The sequence below is a fragment of the Dietzia cercidiphylli genome (assembly GCF_014145145.1).
In the GTDB taxonomy this organism is placed as follows: Bacteria; Actinomycetota; Actinomycetes; order Mycobacteriales; family Mycobacteriaceae; genus Dietzia; species Dietzia natronolimnaea.
The window spans coordinates 1-14,548 of the sequence record NZ_JAALEA010000242.1; the positions used below are offsets into that span (position 1 = coordinate 1).

The 14,548-nt window shown below is 68.1% G+C and carries 21 protein-coding genes; 1 reads left to right on the forward strand and 20 read right to left on the reverse strand.

The annotated features are described in order from the left end of the window. The coding region (locus G6028_RS09180; protein ID WP_182658702.1) for an SGNH/GDSL hydrolase family protein at positions 1 to 794 on the forward strand (794 nt) is incomplete at its 5' end. Positions 795 to 903: 109 nt separating this feature from the next. Here G6028_RS09180 and rplQ read toward each other — a convergent pair. The 20 genes from rplQ to G6028_RS09280 form a co-directional block, all read right to left on the reverse strand. Further along, positions 904 to 1,509: a 50S ribosomal protein L17 gene (gene rplQ, locus G6028_RS09185; RefSeq protein ID WP_179525908.1), complete on the reverse strand. Its 606-nt coding sequence runs from the start codon at positions 1,507 to 1,509 to the stop codon at positions 904 to 906. A gap of 34 nt (positions 1,510 to 1,543) precedes the next feature. Next, positions 1,544 to 2,578 (reverse strand): DNA-directed RNA polymerase subunit alpha, encoded by a 1,035-nt coding sequence (locus G6028_RS09190; RefSeq protein WP_067716627.1) that lies wholly within the window; start codon positions 2,576 to 2,578, stop codon positions 1,544 to 1,546. A 106-nt stretch (positions 2,579 to 2,684) separates the two neighbouring features. After that, positions 2,685 to 3,290, reverse strand: coding sequence for a 30S ribosomal protein S4 (gene rpsD, locus G6028_RS09195; RefSeq protein ID WP_179525909.1), 606 nt, complete (start codon positions 3,288 to 3,290; stop codon positions 2,685 to 2,687). A 22-nt stretch (positions 3,291 to 3,312) separates the two neighbouring features. Continuing rightward, positions 3,313 to 3,720, reverse strand: a complete 408-nt coding sequence (gene rpsK / locus G6028_RS09200; RefSeq protein WP_017838216.1) for a 30S ribosomal protein S11 — start codon at positions 3,718 to 3,720, stop codon at positions 3,313 to 3,315. Further along, on the reverse strand, positions 3,720 to 4,088 hold the full coding sequence (gene rpsM, locus G6028_RS09205) for a 30S ribosomal protein S13 (RefSeq protein ID WP_179525910.1): 369 nt from the start codon (positions 4,086 to 4,088) through the stop codon (positions 3,720 to 3,722). Before rpsM ends, rpsK begins: the two co-directional genes overlap by 1 nt. Before the next feature lie 169 nt (positions 4,089 to 4,257). Beyond that, positions 4,258 to 4,479: a translation initiation factor IF-1 gene (gene infA, locus G6028_RS09210; RefSeq protein WP_010541191.1), complete on the reverse strand. Its 222-nt coding sequence runs from the start codon at positions 4,477 to 4,479 to the stop codon at positions 4,258 to 4,260. 113 nt (positions 4,480 to 4,592) lie between these two features. After that, entirely contained in the window at positions 4,593 to 5,873 is a 1,281-nt protein-coding gene (locus G6028_RS09215) for a lipase family protein (protein ID WP_194306931.1), read from the reverse strand. A gap of 87 nt (positions 5,874 to 5,960) precedes the next feature. Then, a complete protein-coding gene (gene map, locus G6028_RS09220; protein WP_179525911.1) occupies positions 5,961 to 6,764 on the reverse strand; it encodes a type I methionyl aminopeptidase in 804 nt (267 codons plus the stop codon). A 6-nt stretch (positions 6,765 to 6,770) separates the two neighbouring features. Beyond that, on the reverse strand, positions 6,771 to 7,316 hold the full coding sequence (locus tag G6028_RS09225) for an adenylate kinase (RefSeq protein WP_179525912.1): 546 nt from the start codon (positions 7,314 to 7,316) through the stop codon (positions 6,771 to 6,773). Between the two features lie 50 nt (positions 7,317 to 7,366). After that, positions 7,367 to 8,689, reverse strand: coding sequence for a preprotein translocase subunit SecY (gene secY / locus G6028_RS09230; protein ID WP_179525913.1), 1,323 nt, complete (start codon positions 8,687 to 8,689; stop codon positions 7,367 to 7,369). Between the two features lie 205 nt (positions 8,690 to 8,894). Beyond that, on the reverse strand, positions 8,895 to 9,344 hold the full coding sequence (gene rplO / locus G6028_RS09235; protein ID WP_179525914.1) for a 50S ribosomal protein L15: 450 nt from the start codon (positions 9,342 to 9,344) through the stop codon (positions 8,895 to 8,897). 2 nt (positions 9,345 to 9,346) lie between these two features. Beyond that, the gene (rpmD, locus tag G6028_RS09240; RefSeq protein WP_017838209.1) at positions 9,347 to 9,529 is read right to left on the reverse strand and encodes a 50S ribosomal protein L30; all 183 of its coding nucleotides are present in this window, start codon (positions 9,527 to 9,529) and stop codon (positions 9,347 to 9,349) included. Positions 9,530 to 9,532: 3 nt separating this feature from the next. Next, on the reverse strand, positions 9,533 to 10,204 hold the full coding sequence (rpsE, locus tag G6028_RS09245) for a 30S ribosomal protein S5 (protein WP_179525915.1): 672 nt from the start codon (positions 10,202 to 10,204) through the stop codon (positions 9,533 to 9,535). A 43-nt stretch (positions 10,205 to 10,247) separates the two neighbouring features. After that, positions 10,248 to 10,643 (reverse strand): 50S ribosomal protein L18, encoded by a 396-nt coding sequence (rplR, locus tag G6028_RS09250; protein ID WP_241730653.1) that lies wholly within the window; start codon positions 10,641 to 10,643, stop codon positions 10,248 to 10,250. Positions 10,644 to 10,645: 2 nt separating this feature from the next. Beyond that, positions 10,646 to 11,182, reverse strand: a complete 537-nt coding sequence (gene rplF, locus G6028_RS09255) for a 50S ribosomal protein L6 (protein ID WP_179525916.1) — start codon at positions 11,180 to 11,182, stop codon at positions 10,646 to 10,648. 11 nt (positions 11,183 to 11,193) lie between these two features. Then, positions 11,194 to 11,592: a 30S ribosomal protein S8 gene (rpsH, locus tag G6028_RS09260; RefSeq protein WP_179525917.1), complete on the reverse strand. Its 399-nt coding sequence runs from the start codon at positions 11,590 to 11,592 to the stop codon at positions 11,194 to 11,196. A 273-nt stretch (positions 11,593 to 11,865) separates the two neighbouring features. Then, positions 11,866 to 12,438 carry a 50S ribosomal protein L5 gene (gene rplE, locus G6028_RS09265; RefSeq protein WP_179525918.1) on the reverse strand — a complete coding sequence of 191 codons (573 nt, stop codon included), beginning with the start codon at positions 12,436 to 12,438 and terminating at the stop codon, positions 11,866 to 11,868. A 2-nt stretch (positions 12,439 to 12,440) separates the two neighbouring features. After that, positions 12,441 to 12,755, reverse strand: coding sequence for a 50S ribosomal protein L24 (rplX, locus tag G6028_RS09270; protein WP_179525919.1), 315 nt, complete (start codon positions 12,753 to 12,755; stop codon positions 12,441 to 12,443). Position 12,756: 1 nt separating this feature from the next. Further along, entirely contained in the window at positions 12,757 to 13,125 is a 369-nt protein-coding gene (gene rplN, locus G6028_RS09275; protein WP_095717592.1) for a 50S ribosomal protein L14, read from the reverse strand. 145 nt (positions 13,126 to 13,270) lie between these two features. Continuing rightward, positions 13,271 to 14,548 (reverse strand): alpha/beta hydrolase (locus tag G6028_RS09280; protein WP_182658703.1); only part of this gene is annotated, 1,278 nt, incomplete at its 5' end.

Genomic DNA, 14,548 nt, shown 5'->3' on the forward strand with positions numbered 1-14,548 from the left:
GACCCCTCACCGCCGCCACCGGCCTCGCTCCCGACGCCGGCCCGACCTACGCCCGCTACGTGGCCCTGGGCGACTCGTTCGCCGCCCTGGGTCCGACCGACGCCCCCACGAGCGGGCCCGCGCGATGCCTCCGCTCCACGGCGAACTACGCGTCGCTGCTCGCCGAGCGCGAGGACGTGGGTGAGCTCGTCGACGTCACGTGTGGCGGCGCGGAGACCACCCACATGACCGGGCCCCAGCTCGCCGGGGCACCTGCCCAGTTCGACGCCCTGACCCCGGACACGGACCTGGTGACCCTGTCGATCGGCGGCAACGACATCGGGTTCGGCGCGATGGTCGGGTGCATCCTCCAGACCCCGCGGGCGGAGACCGGGGCACCGTGCCGCGACCGACTCGAGGTGGACGTGACCGACCAGCTCGACGCCCTCGGCGCCCGGCTGGACGGCGTGTACGACGGCATCCGCGACCGCTCCCCCGACGCGCGGATCGTCACCACCGCCTACCTCCCGCTGGTCCCGGACGACGGCGGCTGCGAGTTCGTCTCCGGGATGAGTCCGGGCGACGTCACCTGGACACGGCACGTGACAGAGCGGATCAACATGATCGTCTCTGACGCCGCCGCACGGGCGGGCGCGGACGTGGTCCAGCCCGCGGACGCCGCCGAACGCCACGCCTGCACGCCGGCCACGGAGCGCTACACCGACTTCACCGGCGAGGAGACGGGGTCGCATCCCATGCACCCGACCGCGGCGGGGCACCGGGCGATGGCCGAGGCCGTGGGCGCGGTTCTCTGACGGGGACCGCCGGGACGACGACGGGACGACGACGAGGGCCCCGCCGACCGCGTGACGCGGTGGGCGGGGCCCTCACACCGGATCCGTGACGGATCGGGCCTGACGCGACTCAGGCCTTGTCGGTGTCCTCGCTGGTGGCGTGGGTGGTGTCCTCGGACACCGCGTCGGCGGTCTCCTCGGCGGTGTCCACGTCGGCGTCGTCGGCGGCCTCCACCTGATCGGCGATCGGGCTGTTGGCCTCGGCCTCGGCGGTCACCTCATCGGTGGTCTCGTCGTCGGTGGACTCCGTGGCCGAGGTGTCGGCCGACTTCTTGGAGGCGGCGGCGCGGGTGGCGCGCGTGGCCTCGGCGGACGCCAGCGGCTCGGTGACGAGCGCGATCATCGCCATGGGCGCGTTGTCGCCCTTGCGGTTCTCGAGCTTGACGATCCGGGTGTAGCCACCGTCGCGGTCGGCGACCCGGGGGCCGATCTCGGCGAACAGCTTGTGCAGGACGTCCTTGTTGCGGACGAGCTTGGCGGCCTCACGACGGTCGGCCAGCGTGCCGCGGCGCGCCTTGGTGATGAGCTTCTCCGCGTACGGACGAAGCAGCTTCGCCTTGGTCTCCGTGGTACGGATCGCATCGTGCTCGAACAGCTGGGTGGCCAGGTTCGACAGGATGAGCCGCTGGTGGGCCGGGGATCCGCCGAGGCGGGCGCCCTTCTTGGGCTTGGGCATCAGATTCTCCTAGGAATGGTGTGCTGAGAGCTCGTCAGAGCTGCTCGGTCTCGGCGTAATCCTCGCCGCCCTCGTCGGTCCACGTCCCGGTCTCGGCGTCGTAGCCGGCGACCGAGGCGGGATCGAACCCGGGGGGCGCATCCTTGAGCGACAGGCCGAGCTCGACGAGCTTGACCTTGACCTCGTCGATCGACTTCTGACCGAAGTTGCGGATGTCGAGCAGGTCCGACTCGCTGCGCGCCACGAGCTCGCCCACGGTGTGGACACCCTCGCGCTTGAGGCAGTTGTAGGACCGGACCGACAGGTCCAGGTCGTCGATCGGCATGCCGTAGGCGGCGATGTGATCGGCCTCGGCCGGGCTGGGCCCGATCTCGATGCCCTCGGCCTCGTCGTTGAGCTCACGTGCCAGGCCGAAGAGCTCGACCAGCGTCTTGCCCGCGGACGCCAGGGCGTCACGGGCGGTCATCGAGTTCTTGGTCTCGACGTCCAGGACCAGGCGGTCGAAGTCCGTGCGCTGGTGCACACGGGTGGCCTCGACCTTGTAGGTGACCTTGAGGACGGGCGAGTAGATCGAGTCGACCGGGATGCGGCCGATCTCGTGTCCCGCGTCCTTGTTGAGCCCCGCGGGGACGTAGCCACGACCGCGCTCGACGACCAGCTCGATCTCCAGACGGCCCTTCTCGTTGAGAGTGGCGATGTGCAGGTCCGGGTTGTGCACCTCGACGCCGGACGGCGGGACGATGTCACCGGCGGTGACGGCTCCCGGGCCCTGCTTCTTGAGGTACATGGTGACCGGCTCGTCCTCGACGGACGAGACGACCAGGCCCTTGAGGTTCAGGATGATGTCGGTGACATCCTCCTTGACGCCCGGCACGGTGGTGAACTCGTGCAGGACACCCTCGATGCGGATGCTGGTCACGGCCGCGCCCGGGATGGACGACAGCAGCGTGCGACGCAGGGAGTTGCCGATGGTGTAGCCGAAACCGGGCTCGAGGGGCTCGAGCACGAACCGTGAGCGGTTCTCGGAGACGACCTCCTCGGTGAGGGTGGGCCGCTGGGAGATGAGCATGTGCTACCTCTTTCGATTCTCGGCGTCCGCTATTTGACGCCGTAGTAACCCACCGTCGCCGGGCGGGCCGCGATGTGCGGCCCGCCCGGCGACGGGGGAGGACAGATCACTTCGAGTAGAGCTCGACGATCAACTGCTCCTGCAGCGGCACATCGATCTGCGCGCGCTCGGGAAGCTGGTGCACGAGGATGCGGAGCGTCGTGGGGACGACCTGCAGCCACGCCGGGACGGGACGCTCGCCGAGCATCTCGGTGGCGATCTCGTACCAGTCCATCTTGGTGGACTTGGGACGGACGTCGATGATGTCGTACTGCGACACCCGGTAGCTCGGGATGGTCACCTTCTGGTCGTTGACCCGGAAGTGACCGTGGCTCACGAGCTGGCGTGCCTGGCGACGCGTCTGCGCGAGACCCGCGCGGTACACGACGTTGTCCAGACGCGATTCCAGGATCTGGAGGAGGTTCTCGCCGGTCTTACCGCCCCGGCGGTTGGCCTCCTCGTAGTAGCGACGGAACTGCTTCTCCATCACGCCGTAGGTGAAGCGGGCCTTCTGCTTCTCCTGCAGCTGGGTGCGGTACTCGGACTCCTTGATCCGCGCGCGGCCGTGGTGGCCGGGCGGGAAGGGCCGACGTTCGAATGCGGTGTCCCCACCGACGAGGTCCACGCCCAGACGGCGGGACTTGCGGGTGACGGGGCCGGTGTAACGTGCCATGGTTCTCTACGTTCCTTCCGGCTCAGACTCGACGCCGCTTGGGCGGACGACAGCCGTTGTGGGGCTGGGGGGTGACATCGGAGATCGTGCCGACCTCGAGGCCGGCGGCCTGGAGCGAACGGATGGCGGTCTCACGACCCGAACCCGGGCCCTTGACGAACACGTCGACCTTCTTCATGCCGTGCTCCTGCGCCTTGCGGGCCGCGTTCTCGGCGGCGAGCTGGGCGGCGAAGGGCGTCGACTTGCGCGAGCCCTTGAAACCGACGTGGCCCGAGGACGCCCAGGCCAGAACGGCGCCGGACGGATCCGTGATCGAGACGATCGTGTTGTTGAACGTGCTCTTGATGTGGGCCTGGCCGTGAGCGACGTTCTTCTTCTCCCTGCGACGGCCCGTCTTCTTGGGGCCCGCAGCGCGTGACTTGGGGGGCATTACTTCTTCTTTCCGGCGACGGTCTTCTTCGGGCCCTTGCGGGAGCGGGCGTTGGTCTTGGTCCGCTGACCGCGGACGGGGAGACCCCGGCGGTGGCGGATGCCCTGGTAACTGCCGATCTCGATCTTCCGGCGGATATCGCCCTGGATCTCACGGCGGAGGTCACCCTCGACCTTGTAGTTGCCTTCGATGTCGTCACGAAGGACGGTCAGCTGCTCGTCGGTGAGGTCCTTGGTGCGCAGGTCCGGGCTGACCCCGGTCCGCTCGAGGATCTCGACGGCCCGCGTGCGACCGATGCCGAAAATGTAGGTGAGCGCGATCTCCATACGCTTGTCACGTGGGAGATCAACGCCGGCAAGACGTGCCATGTGGCGTTTCTCTTTCGTCGTGCGGTAGGTCTGCTCCCCGACCGTCCCCGATGCCGCATGGTCATCTCACGATGAGCATCCGTCCGGGGCCCTGGCCTCCGCATCCAGGGGTGTGGTACCCGCCTCGACCAGGTACTTCAGAGGCGGCTGGTTCAGGGAGTTGAGCGCTTTACTTGTAGCGGTAGACGATCCGACCGCGGGTGAGGTCGTACGGTGACAGCTCGACGACCACCCGGTCCTCGGGGAGAATGCGGATGTAGTGCTGCCGCATCTTCCCACTGATGTGCGCGAGGACCTTGTGTCCGTTCTCGAGCTCGACGCGGAACATTGCGTTCGGCAACGGCTCGACAACTCGGCCCTCGACCTCGATGGCTCCGTCTTTCTTTGCCATGCTGGTTACGGTCCTCCACGATTCCCCGGATGTCGTCTACCGGATTCTGGTGCACTGGTGGGCACACCGACGTATAAGCCTACGTCAGTGGTCGTTCTAGTGCCAATCGGCGCTCACCCGTAGCAGGCGCGTCCTGCCGGCACGCCGTCGAAGCGCTGCTGCAGCCAGTTCATCGCGGCCGGCAACTTCTCCACCGCGCCGAGGAGATGCTCGGGCGCCAACCCCGGCTCCCACGTGAGCGGGGTCCCCTCGCGGCAGTAACGCGTGGCGGTCTCCTCCGCGTCCCAGAACGGCACCAGCGGGTCGGTGCGGGAATGCCACATGAACACCGGCACCCGGGGGACGTCCGGTGTCAGGCGCACGCTGTTCTCCGCGAAGGCCCGCATCAGGCCCTCCTCCGCGAGCAGGTCTCCCCCCTCGAGGACCATGGGCACGGACCGGAACGCGCCGTACACCAGCAGCGAGGCCGTGCACCTGCCCTTCATCCGCTCGAACAGCGCCCAGCCCTCGGGGGTGAGCTTCTCCTCGAGACGGATGTCCTCCGGGTACTCCCGCGCCATCCCCACGGCGGCGGCGAAGGCCAACCCGAACGCGGGGTGCGGCCAGTTGCCGATCATCCGCGCCATCGTCGTCATGTCCGTCGGGATGCCGCCCTGGGCGACCCCCACCAGGTTGACGTCCGGTGCGTAGTCGTCGTGCATGAGCGACACCCAGGCACTGGCAATCCCGCCACCCGAGTACCCCAGCGCCCCGAACCGGCTGTGCCGCGCGTCGAACCGGGGGTCGTCGCGTACGGCCCGCATCCCGTCCAGCACGATCCGCGCGGACAGCTGTCCCCCGGGGTAGGCGACCTTGGGACCGAGATGATCGGGGATGAGCACCGTCCAGCCCTGGTCCAGCCGGACCCGCAGGAACGCCATCGCGTTGTCCTGCACCGTCTCGAGGGTCGGGTTGACCAGGGTCTCGGTGGGGGCGCAGCTCTGCCCCAGTGCGTTCAGGTAGTGCTGGTAGCTCAGGACGGGGCCGTTCGGGCGCGCGTGGGGCGGCCGGACCACCGTCGCGGTCGCGAGGATCGGACGATCCCGGGTGTCGGTCGACCGGTACGCGATCTCCGTCACCTCGTACCCGAGGAACGCGGGCATGGTCACGAGCCGGGTGTTGATCACCTGTCCGAGACCCGCGGCCGCGAGCACCGCGGGGTCCGCGTGATAGAACGGCGCCGGCTGGGGGTCCTCCATCAGGGACCCCTGTCCGCCCTCCATCAGCGACTGCGCGGCCGCGGACGGGGTCGGTCCCGCCATCTGGGCCAGGATCACCACCATCGTGAGGACAGCCGCCACAGCCGTGCGCGTCGGTGTGATCGTGGTTCGGCGCACGTGGGGGTGAACGAGCATGCCCTGACCTTTCAGGCCGGTGGTCAACAGTGGGAACACTCTAACCTGAGGCCCGGAGGGCCCGGCACCGGTCCCCCGCGACCGCGCTCAGTCCGTGGGCCGAACGGTGAGCACACGGGGGCCGTCGGCGGTGACGGCGACCGTGTGCTCCCAGTGTGACGACGGCGACCCGTCCACCGTGACGACCGTCCAGTCGTCGGTCAGGGTGCGGGTGTCGGTCTCGCCACCCAGGACGAGCATGGGCTCGACGGCCAGGACGGACCCCTCCTGGAGCCGCGGCCCCTTGCCCGGCTTGCCCTCGTTGGCGAGGAACGGCCACTCGTGCATCTCACGACCGATGCCGTGCCCGCCGAACCCGTCGACTATCCCGAGGGTGACGCCGAGACGCTGCTCCGCGCGACGCGTGGCGGTCTCCAGGGCGTGCGAGACGTCCGTCAGGCGGCTACCGGGAGTCATGGCGAGGATGCCCTCCGCGAGCACCTCCCGCGTCGCCTGGTTGAGAAGGGCCACCTGAGGGTCCAACTCGCCCACGCCGAAGGTCCACGCGGAGTCGCCGTGCCACCCGTCCAGCACCGCGCCGCAGTCGACCGAGACCAGGTCGCCCTCCTGCAGGACGGTGGTGGGTCCCGGGATCCCGTGGACGACCACCTCGTTGACGGACGAGCAGATCGACCCGGGGAACCCCTCGTACCCCTTGAAGGACGGGACCGCACCGGCGTCCCGGATCAGCTGGTCGACCAGCGAGTCGAGATCCGCGGTGGTCGCGCCCGGAACCGCCGCCTCGCGTGCGGCGACGAGCGCACGACCGACGATCCGGCCGGCCTCCTCCATCGCGTCCAGCTCGCCGGGAGTGCGCGCTGTCACCACGCTCGTGCGCGACCGACCGAACACGACTGCTCAGCGATCCAGCGCGGCGAGGGCCCGTGCGTTGATCTCGTCGACCTCGCCCACGGCGTCGACGGTCGTGACATCGTCGCCGTAGTACTCGAGGAGGGGTGCCGTCTCGGACCGGTAGACGGCCATGCGGTTGCGGATCACGTCCTCCGTGTCGTCCTCACGACCGCGGGCGAGCATCCGCGCGACCACGGTGTCCTCGTCGACCTTGAACTCGATCACGGCGTCGAGCTCGAGACCCGCCTCGGCGAGCATGCCCTTGAGCGCGTCGGCCTGCTCGACACTGCGGGGGTAGCCGTCGAGCAGGAACCCCTCGGTCGCGTCGGGCTCACCGATACGCGCCTCGACCATCCGGTTGGTGACGTCCGCGGGAACGAGGTTCCCGGCGTCGATGTAGGACTTGGCCTCCTTGCCGAGGTCCGTCCCCTGGGAGATGTTGGCCCGGAAGAGGTCACCCGTGGAGATGTGCGGGATCCCGAGCTTCTCCGACAGCAGGGCCGCCTGGGTTCCCTTACCGGCGCCGGGGGGGCCGAGGAGGACGAGACGCATGGTGAGGACCAGCCTTTCTTTCGGTGTGATGTGCTCGGGGGTGCGGGCGACTACTTGAGGAAGCCCTCGTAGTTGCGCTGCATGAGCTGAGCCTCGATCTGCTTCACGGTGTCGAGACCCACCGACACCATGATGAGCACAGCGGTGCCACCGAACGGCATGTTCTGCATGTCTCCACCCCCGCTACCCATGTCGAGGAAGACGTTGGGCAGCACCGCGATCAACCCGAGGTACAGGGAACCGAACAACAGGATGCGGTTGAGCACGTACCCGAGGTACTCGGCCGTCGGGCGACCCGGGCGGATGCCGGGGATGAAGCCGCCGTACTTCTTCATGTTCTCGGCCTGCTCCATCGGATCGAACTGGATGGCCACGTAGAAGTACGCGAAGAAGATGATCAGGGCGAAGTACAGCAGGATGTAACCCCAGCTCGAGGGGTTCTGCAGGTACTGCATGACGTACCGCTGCCAGAACCCGTCCGCGGCGGGCTCGGGTCCCTGGATCAGCTGGGTGATGAGGATCGGCACGTACATCATGGACGACGCGAAGATCACGGGGATGACGCCGGCCTGGTTGACCTTGAGCGGCAGGTAGGTCGACGTGCCGCCGTACTGACGACGGCCGACCATGCGCTTGGCGTACTGGACCGGGATGCGGCGCTGGCCCTGCTCGACGAACACGACGGCGACCACGATCAGCACCACCGCGAACATGACCGCGGCGAACTTCAGCGTCGAGGAGTTCTGGTAGATGTTGACGCCCTCGGCGGGGATCCGCGAGGCGATGCCGGCGAAGATCAGCAGCGACATGCCGTTGCCGACCCCGCGGTCCGTGATGAGCTCACCGAACCACATGACGAGGGCTGCGCCGGCGGTCATCACGATGACGATGGTGGCCAGGGTGAGGATGTCGCCGTCCATGAGGACGGACTCGCCGTTGCCGAGCAGCTGACCCCGGTCGGCGAGCGCCACGATGCCGGCGGACTGCAGCACCGCGAGCGCGATGGTGAGATAACGCGTGTACTGCGTCATCTTGGCCTGACCGGACTGCCCCTCCTTCTTGAGTTGCTCGAAGTAGGGGATCACCACGGTGAGCAGCTGCACGATGATGCTCGCCGTGATGTACGGCATGATGCCGATCGCGAACACGGACAACTGCAGGAGTGCGCCGCCGGAGAACAGGTTGACCAGGGAGTACAACTGCGCGTTGTCCCCGGTCATCGCGGTGTCGAGGAGTCCCCGGAGCTTGGGGTAGTCGACACCGGGCGACGGGATCTGCGCGCCGATGCGGTAGAGGATGATGATCCCGAGGGTGAAGAAGATCTTCTTCCTCAGATCCGTGTCCTTGATCGCGGACGCGAGTGCGGAGAGCACATGTCCTCCTGGTCATGGACGGCCCGTAGCCGCCGCCTTCGTCGAATGCAGATGCGCCGGGAGGGTCAGACCGACGGCAGTGGTGCCGCACCCCGAACGCACAACAAGAAAAACTGTATCAAGATGAGCGCAGGGGCCGGATCCGAGACTCTCGGACCCGACCCCTGCACCCGTCATCCGGCCCCGTCGGGGGCCGGTCGGGGACTCAGGCCCCGGCCTCCGACACGCTTCCGCCGGCGGCCTCGATCTTGGTCTTGGCCGACGCGGACACCTTGTCGACGGCCACGGTCACGGCCACGGAGATGTCCCCGTCGCCCAGGACCTTGACCGGCTGGTTCTTGCGGACGGCCCCCGCGGCGACGAGCTCGGCGACGCCGACCTGCCCACCGGAGGGGAACAACCGCTGGATGTCGGACACGTTGACGACCTGGAAGACGACCTTGTTGCGGTTCTTGAAGCCCTTGAGCTTCGGAAGACGCATGTGGATCGGCATCTGGCCACCCTCGAACGCCGCGGGGACGTTCTTGCGTGCCTTGGTTCCCTTGGTACCGCGACCGGCGGTCTTGCCCCGCTTGCCGCCCTCACCGCGACCCACGCGGATCTTGTCGGTGTGGGCGCCGGGTGCCGGGCGCAGGTGATGCAACTTGATGGTCATGCTCACTCCGTCTCTTCGACCACGACGAGGTGGTTCACGACGTTGATGAGACCCCGGGTCTGAGCGTTGTCCTCACGGACGACCGTCTTCCGGATGCCCTTGAGTCCCAACGTCCGCAGGGAGTCCTTCTGGTTCTGCTTGGTCCCGACAGTGCCGCGGACCTGGGTGATCTTGAGGTTGGCCATGATCTACGCCCCCTGTCCGGCACGTGCGCGGAGCATGCCCGCGGGTGCGACGTCCTCGATGGGCAGACCACGGCGGGCCGCGACCTCCTCGGGACGATGGAGACCCTTGAGCGCGGTCACCGTGGCGTGGACGACGTTGATGGCGTTGTCCGACCCCAGCGACTTGCACAGGATGTCGTGCACGCCGGCGCACTCGAGCACGGCACGCGCCGCGCCGCCCGCGATCACACCGGTACCCGGCGAGGCCGGACGGAGCATGACGACGCCCGCGGCCGCCTCACCCTGGATCGGGTGCGGGATGGTGGAGCCGATGAGCGGGACGCGGAAGAAGTTCTTCCGGGCCTCCTCCGACCCCTTCTGGATCGCCGCCGGCACCTCCTTGGCCTTGCCGTAGCCGACGCCGACCATGCCGTTGCCGTCACCCAGGATCACGAGGGCGGTGAAGCTGAATCGCCGACCGCCCTTGACGACCTTGGAGACGCGGTTGATGGTGACGACACGCTCGATGAACTGTGACTTCTCGTCGTCGCGGCCACCGCGACGATCGTTTCCGCCACGGCCACGGCCCCCGCCGCCGCCGCCGCTGCGGCCGCCCTGGGCGTTGTCGTTGGTGGTGGTCTTGTTGTCCGCGGCGGGCCCGGTGCTTCCGCCGTCACGACGCTGACGTCCCGGCATCAGACGGTCCTTCCGTTAAGGGTCAGTGCAGTGGTCTTGGTCATCAGAACTCCAGCCCACCCTCGCGGGCGGCGTCGGCCAGGGACGCGATCCGGCCGTGGTACTTGTTGCCACCACGGTCGAACACGACGGCATCGATGCCGGCGGCCTTGGCGCGCTCGGCCAGGAGCTGGCCGACCTTCGCGCTGCGGTCCTTCTTGTCGCCCTCGAGAGTGCGGACATCGGCCTCGATCGTCGACGCGGCGGCCAGCGTGCGGCCGGCCAGGTCGTCGATGATCTGGGCGTGGATGTGGCGCGAGGACCGGTTGACGACCAACCGCGGACGCTCGGGGGTACCGGCGACCTTCTTGCGGAGGCGGTAGTGGCGCCGGGTACGGCCGACACGACGTGCTGTCGAGACGTCGGTACCCAGCGGGGAACGCTTCTTTGTGCTGCTCATGGTCACTTACCCGTCTTTCCGACCTTGCGACGGACCTGCTCGCCCTCGTAACGGATGCCCTTGCCCTTGTACGGGTCGTGCTTCCGCAGCCGCTTGATGTTGGCGGCGATCTGGCCCACCTGCTGCTTGTCGATCCCGGAGATCGAGAACTTCGTGGCGCCCTCGACGGCGAACGTGATGCCGTCGGGTGCCGCGATCGGCACGGGGTGCGAGTAGCCGAGGGCGAACTCGAGGTCCGTGCCCTTGGCGACGACGCGGTAACCCACGCCGAAGATCTCCATCTTCTGCACGTAACCCTCGGTGACGCCCACGACCATGTTGTTGACCAGGGAGCGGGAGAGGCCGTGCAGCGACCGGTTGTCCCGGTGGTCGTCGGGACGGTTCACCGTGATGGTGCCCTCCTCGACCGACACCGTGATCGGTGCGGGGAGATCCTGGGTGAGCTCACCCTTGGGACCCTTGACGGTGATGGTCTGGCCGTCGACCTTGATGTCGACGCCGGACGGAACGGTGATCGGAGCCTTGCCGATTCGTGACATTTCTCGCCCCCTTACCAGACGTAGGCGAGGACTTCCCCGCCCACCTTCTTGTAGTTCGCCTGACGGTCCGTGAGCAGACCCTGGGAGGTCGAGATGATCGCGATACCCAGTCCGCCGAGGACCTTGGGCAGGCCGGTGGACTTGGCGTACACGCGGAGACCCGGCTTGGAGACTCGCTTGATGCCCTGCAGGCTGCGCTGGCGCGACGGGCCGTACTTGAGGTCGATGGTGAGCTTCTTGCCCACCTCGGCGTCCTCGACGGCGTAGTCGGTGATGTAACCCTCTTGCTTGAGGATCGCCGCGATGTTGCCCTTGATCTTGGAATGCGGCATGGAGACGGTGTCGTGGTACGCCGAGTTGGCGTTACGCACACGCGTCAACATGTCCGCGATGGGGTCGGTCATCGACATGGATTTACCATGTTCCTTTCTCGTCACGGTTCCCATGCAGCACGGGTGCGGTCGACCTGTGGGCCGGCCGTGTCCGTCGTGGGCCTATCACGAAGAGTTCGAATGTTCTGTTGTGTGGGGCCCGCCGATCGTCTGACGATCTGCGGGGGACCCGCCGCGCGTGACGCTCTTCTCGCCACCCGCGACCCGACGGCTGGGCCGTCTGCCCGTCGCCGGGGACCCGCTGATGCGGTGCCCCGGCGCGGACGGCCGGTCCGGCCCTGACCCGTGAGGTCAGTCCTCCTTGAAGGGGAAGCCGAGGTGCTTGAGCAGCGCCCGACCCTCTTCGTCGTTCGTCGCGGTCGTGACGACCGTGATGTCCATGCCGCGGGGGCGGTCGACCTTGTCCACGTCGATCTCATAGAACATGGTCTGCTCGTTGAGCCCGAAGGTGTAGTTGCCGTGACCGTCGAACTGCTTGCCCGAGAGGCCGCGGAAGTCGCGGATTCGAGGGAGGGCGATCGTCGTCAGACGATCGAGGAACTCCCACATGCGGTCACCGCGCAGCGTCACACGCGCGCCGATCGGCATCCCCTCGCGGAGCTTGAACTGCGCGATGGACTTGCGGGCCCGGCGGATCTGCGGCTTCTGGCCGGTGATCAGCGTGAGGTCGGTGATGGCGCCGTTGATCAGCTTGGCGTCACGGGCGGCGTCACCGACACCCATGTTGACGACGACCTTGACGACGCCCGGGATCTGCATGACGTTCGCGTACTCGAACGTCTCGTTCAGGGCCGGCTTGATCTCGGCGCTGTACCGCGCCTTGAGACGCGGCGTGTACCCGGTGGGAAGTGCGGTTTCGGTCATGGTCACAGGTCCTTCCCGGTCTTGCGCGAGACCCGGACGCGCTTACCGTTCTCGTCGGTGCGGATTCCGACGCGCGACGGGGCGCCGTCCGCGTCCACGACCATCACGTTGGACACGTGGATCGGGGCCTCCTGCGTGACGATGCCACCGGAGGAGGCGCCACGCTCGGCAGCCGAGTTGGCGGTGTGCTTCTTGATGCGGTTCACGCCCTCGACGAGGACCTTCTCCTGCGCGGGGAAGGCCTGGATGACCTTGCCCTTGGCGCCCTTGTCCTTGCCGGCGATGACGAGCACCGTGTCGCCCTTGTGGACCTTCATGTCAGAGCACCTCCGGAGCCAGCGAGACGATGCGCATGAACTTCTTGTCGCGCAGTTCGCGACCGACGGGCCCGAAGATACGGGTACCACGCGGGTCGTTGTCGTTCTTGATGATGACGGCGGCGTTCTCGTCGAACTTGATGTACGAGCCGTCCGGGCGACGGCGCTCCTTGGCGGTGCGCACGATGACGGCCTTGACGACCTCACCCTTCTTGACGTTGCCACCGGGGATGGCGTCCTTGACGGTGGCGACGATGATGTCGCCCACGCCTGCGTAGCGACGCTTGGATCCGCCGAGAACGCGGATGCAGAGAATCTCCTTGGCACCCGTGTTGTCGGCGATCTTGAGTCGCGACTCCTGCTGGATCATGGTTCTCCTGACCAGGCTTGTTCAGATGTGTGCCGGATTCCGACCCGACACACGCGGCCACGTCACCCGCACCGGTCTCGCGACGCGGCTACCACGGGCAACTGTTCCAGTGTAGGGGTCCCGGCGCCCGAGCCCCAAATCGCCCTCAGCCGCCGAGGGAGCCGGCCGATCCGGTTGACCCCAGCGACCCCGCCGAGCCGGCGGAACCGGGATCCACTCCCCCGGACGCCGGCCGGAGGCTCGGGGCCGCCGGCGCAAGACCCGACAGGATGTGGTCCATCCCCGGCAGCATCTGGGTCACGAAGACGGGCCAGTTGTGGATGCCGGTCGGCATGTAGTTCATCCGCAGGTCGACCCCCGCGACTCCGGCCAGGGCGGACTCGAGCTTCCTGGTGCTCTCGTAGGAGCCCTTCTCGAGGACGTGCCCGTCCACGAGGATCATCTCGTTGCTGCCGAAGTGCCCCAGCTCGGCCGAGCCCACCCGGCCCGTGGCGGCACTGAGGTACACGGTCTTGCCGGCGAGTCCGGACGGGTCGGCCACGGTGTCGTGGTCCCGCCACGCCTGGGACCCCCGCGGGCCCCACATTTTCGTGGCGTCGCCGTTCCGCGCGGCCACGGTCAACCGCGCGTACTGGTAACCCAGCTCGTCGGTCGTGGAGTAGGCGCCGCTGATCCCGGCGACCGCGTCGAACATCCCCGGGTTGGTGTTGGCCAGGTGAACGGCCGCGGAAGCACCCATCGACAGGCCCATCACCCCCCAGCTGCCGTTGTGCGCGAGCGGAGCGGCCGAACCGGTCAGACCCTGATCCAGGAGGGGCGGGAGCTCGTCGATGAGGAAGGTCTCCCACATGTTCGGCCCCAGGACCGGGTCGTCGGCCTGCCAGTCCGACCACATGGAGGCCGGAGCACCCGTCGGCGCGATCACGTTGACCGCGCGGTCGCGCAGGGCCGGGTCCCCCCAGCCCATCCCGGTGCTCCACCCCGACGGGGATTCGCTTCCCACGCCGTCGAGAAAATACACGTTGGGGGCGTCCACGCCGTCCGGCGCCCGGTACACCTCGACCCGGACGGTCCGCTGCATCGATGCCGATGTGACGGTCCAGACCTCCGCCCGGCGGTCGACGGGGTTCAACGAGCCCGGGAACAGCGGGGCGATGTGGCGCACCGTCGTCTGCGTGATCGAACCGTCGCGCGTGGAGACGGGCCCCGAGGGCGATTGGGAGCTGCCCGGGCGGGGGAAGTCACCGGACCCGGCGGCGGCGACCGAACCGAGCACGGACGTCAGCGGGATGGGGGCGCCCAACTGCGTGAGGGCGGCGACGCTCAGCGACGGGACCCCGAGCAGGCTGCCCGGTGCGACGCTCGGCACCAGGGATCCGGGGTCGAGGCTCTGCGCCCCCGCCGTCCCCGCACCCGCGCCGGC

Excerpts from the sequence above, each read along its gene's own strand:
- rplQ (WP_179525908.1), bottom strand. The coding sequence starts at position 1,509 with ATGCCCAAGCCCAAGAAGGGCGCCCGCCTCGGCGGATCCCCGGCCCAC.
- G6028_RS09190 (WP_067716627.1), bottom strand. The coding sequence starts at position 2,578 with ATGCTCATCTCCCAGCGGCCCACCCTCACCGAGGAGGTCGTCTCCGAG.
- rpsD (WP_179525909.1), bottom strand. The coding sequence starts at position 3,290 with ATGGCACGTTACACCGGCCCCGTCACCCGCAAGTCCCGCCGTCTGGGC.
- rpsK (WP_017838216.1), bottom strand. The coding sequence starts at position 3,720 with ATGCCCCCCAAGTCACGCGCTGCGGGCCCCAAGAAGACGGGCCGTCGC.
- rpsM (WP_179525910.1), bottom strand. The coding sequence starts at position 4,088 with ATGGCACGTCTTGCCGGCGTTGATCTCCCACGTGACAAGCGTATGGAG.
- infA (WP_010541191.1), bottom strand. The coding sequence starts at position 4,479 with ATGGCAAAGAAAGACGGAGCCATCGAGGTCGAGGGCCGAGTTGTCGAG.
- G6028_RS09215 (WP_194306931.1), bottom strand. The coding sequence starts at position 5,873 with ATGCTCGTTCACCCCCACGTGCGCCGAACCACGATCACACCGACGCGC.
- G6028_RS09225 (WP_179525912.1), bottom strand. The coding sequence starts at position 7,316 with ATGCGTCTCGTCCTCCTCGGCCCCCCCGGCGCCGGTAAGGGAACCCAG.
- rplO (WP_179525914.1), bottom strand. The coding sequence starts at position 9,344 with ATGACCATCAAGTTGCATCACCTGCGCCCGGCACCCGGCGCCCACACC.
- rpmD (WP_017838209.1), bottom strand. The coding sequence starts at position 9,529 with ATGGCCAACCTCAAGATCACCCAGGTCCGCGGCACTGTCGGGACCAAG.
- rpsE (WP_179525915.1), bottom strand. The coding sequence starts at position 10,204 with ATGCCGGGACGTCAGCGTCGTGACGGCGGAAGCACCGGGCCCGCCGCG.
- rplR (WP_241730653.1), bottom strand. The coding sequence starts at position 10,643 with ATGAGCAGCACAAAGAAGCGTTCCCCGCTGGGTACCGACGTCTCGACA.
- rplF (WP_179525916.1), bottom strand. The coding sequence starts at position 11,182 with ATGTCACGAATCGGCAAGGCTCCGATCACCGTTCCGTCCGGCGTCGAC.
- rpsH (WP_179525917.1), bottom strand. The coding sequence starts at position 11,592 with ATGTCGATGACCGACCCCATCGCGGACATGTTGACGCGTGTGCGTAAC.
- rplE (WP_179525918.1), bottom strand. The coding sequence starts at position 12,438 with ATGACCGAAACCGCACTTCCCACCGGGTACACGCCGCGTCTCAAGGCG.
- rplX (WP_179525919.1), bottom strand. The coding sequence starts at position 12,755 with ATGAAGGTCCACAAGGGCGACACGGTGCTCGTCATCGCCGGCAAGGAC.
- rplN (WP_095717592.1), bottom strand. The coding sequence starts at position 13,125 with ATGATCCAGCAGGAGTCGCGACTCAAGATCGCCGACAACACGGGTGCC.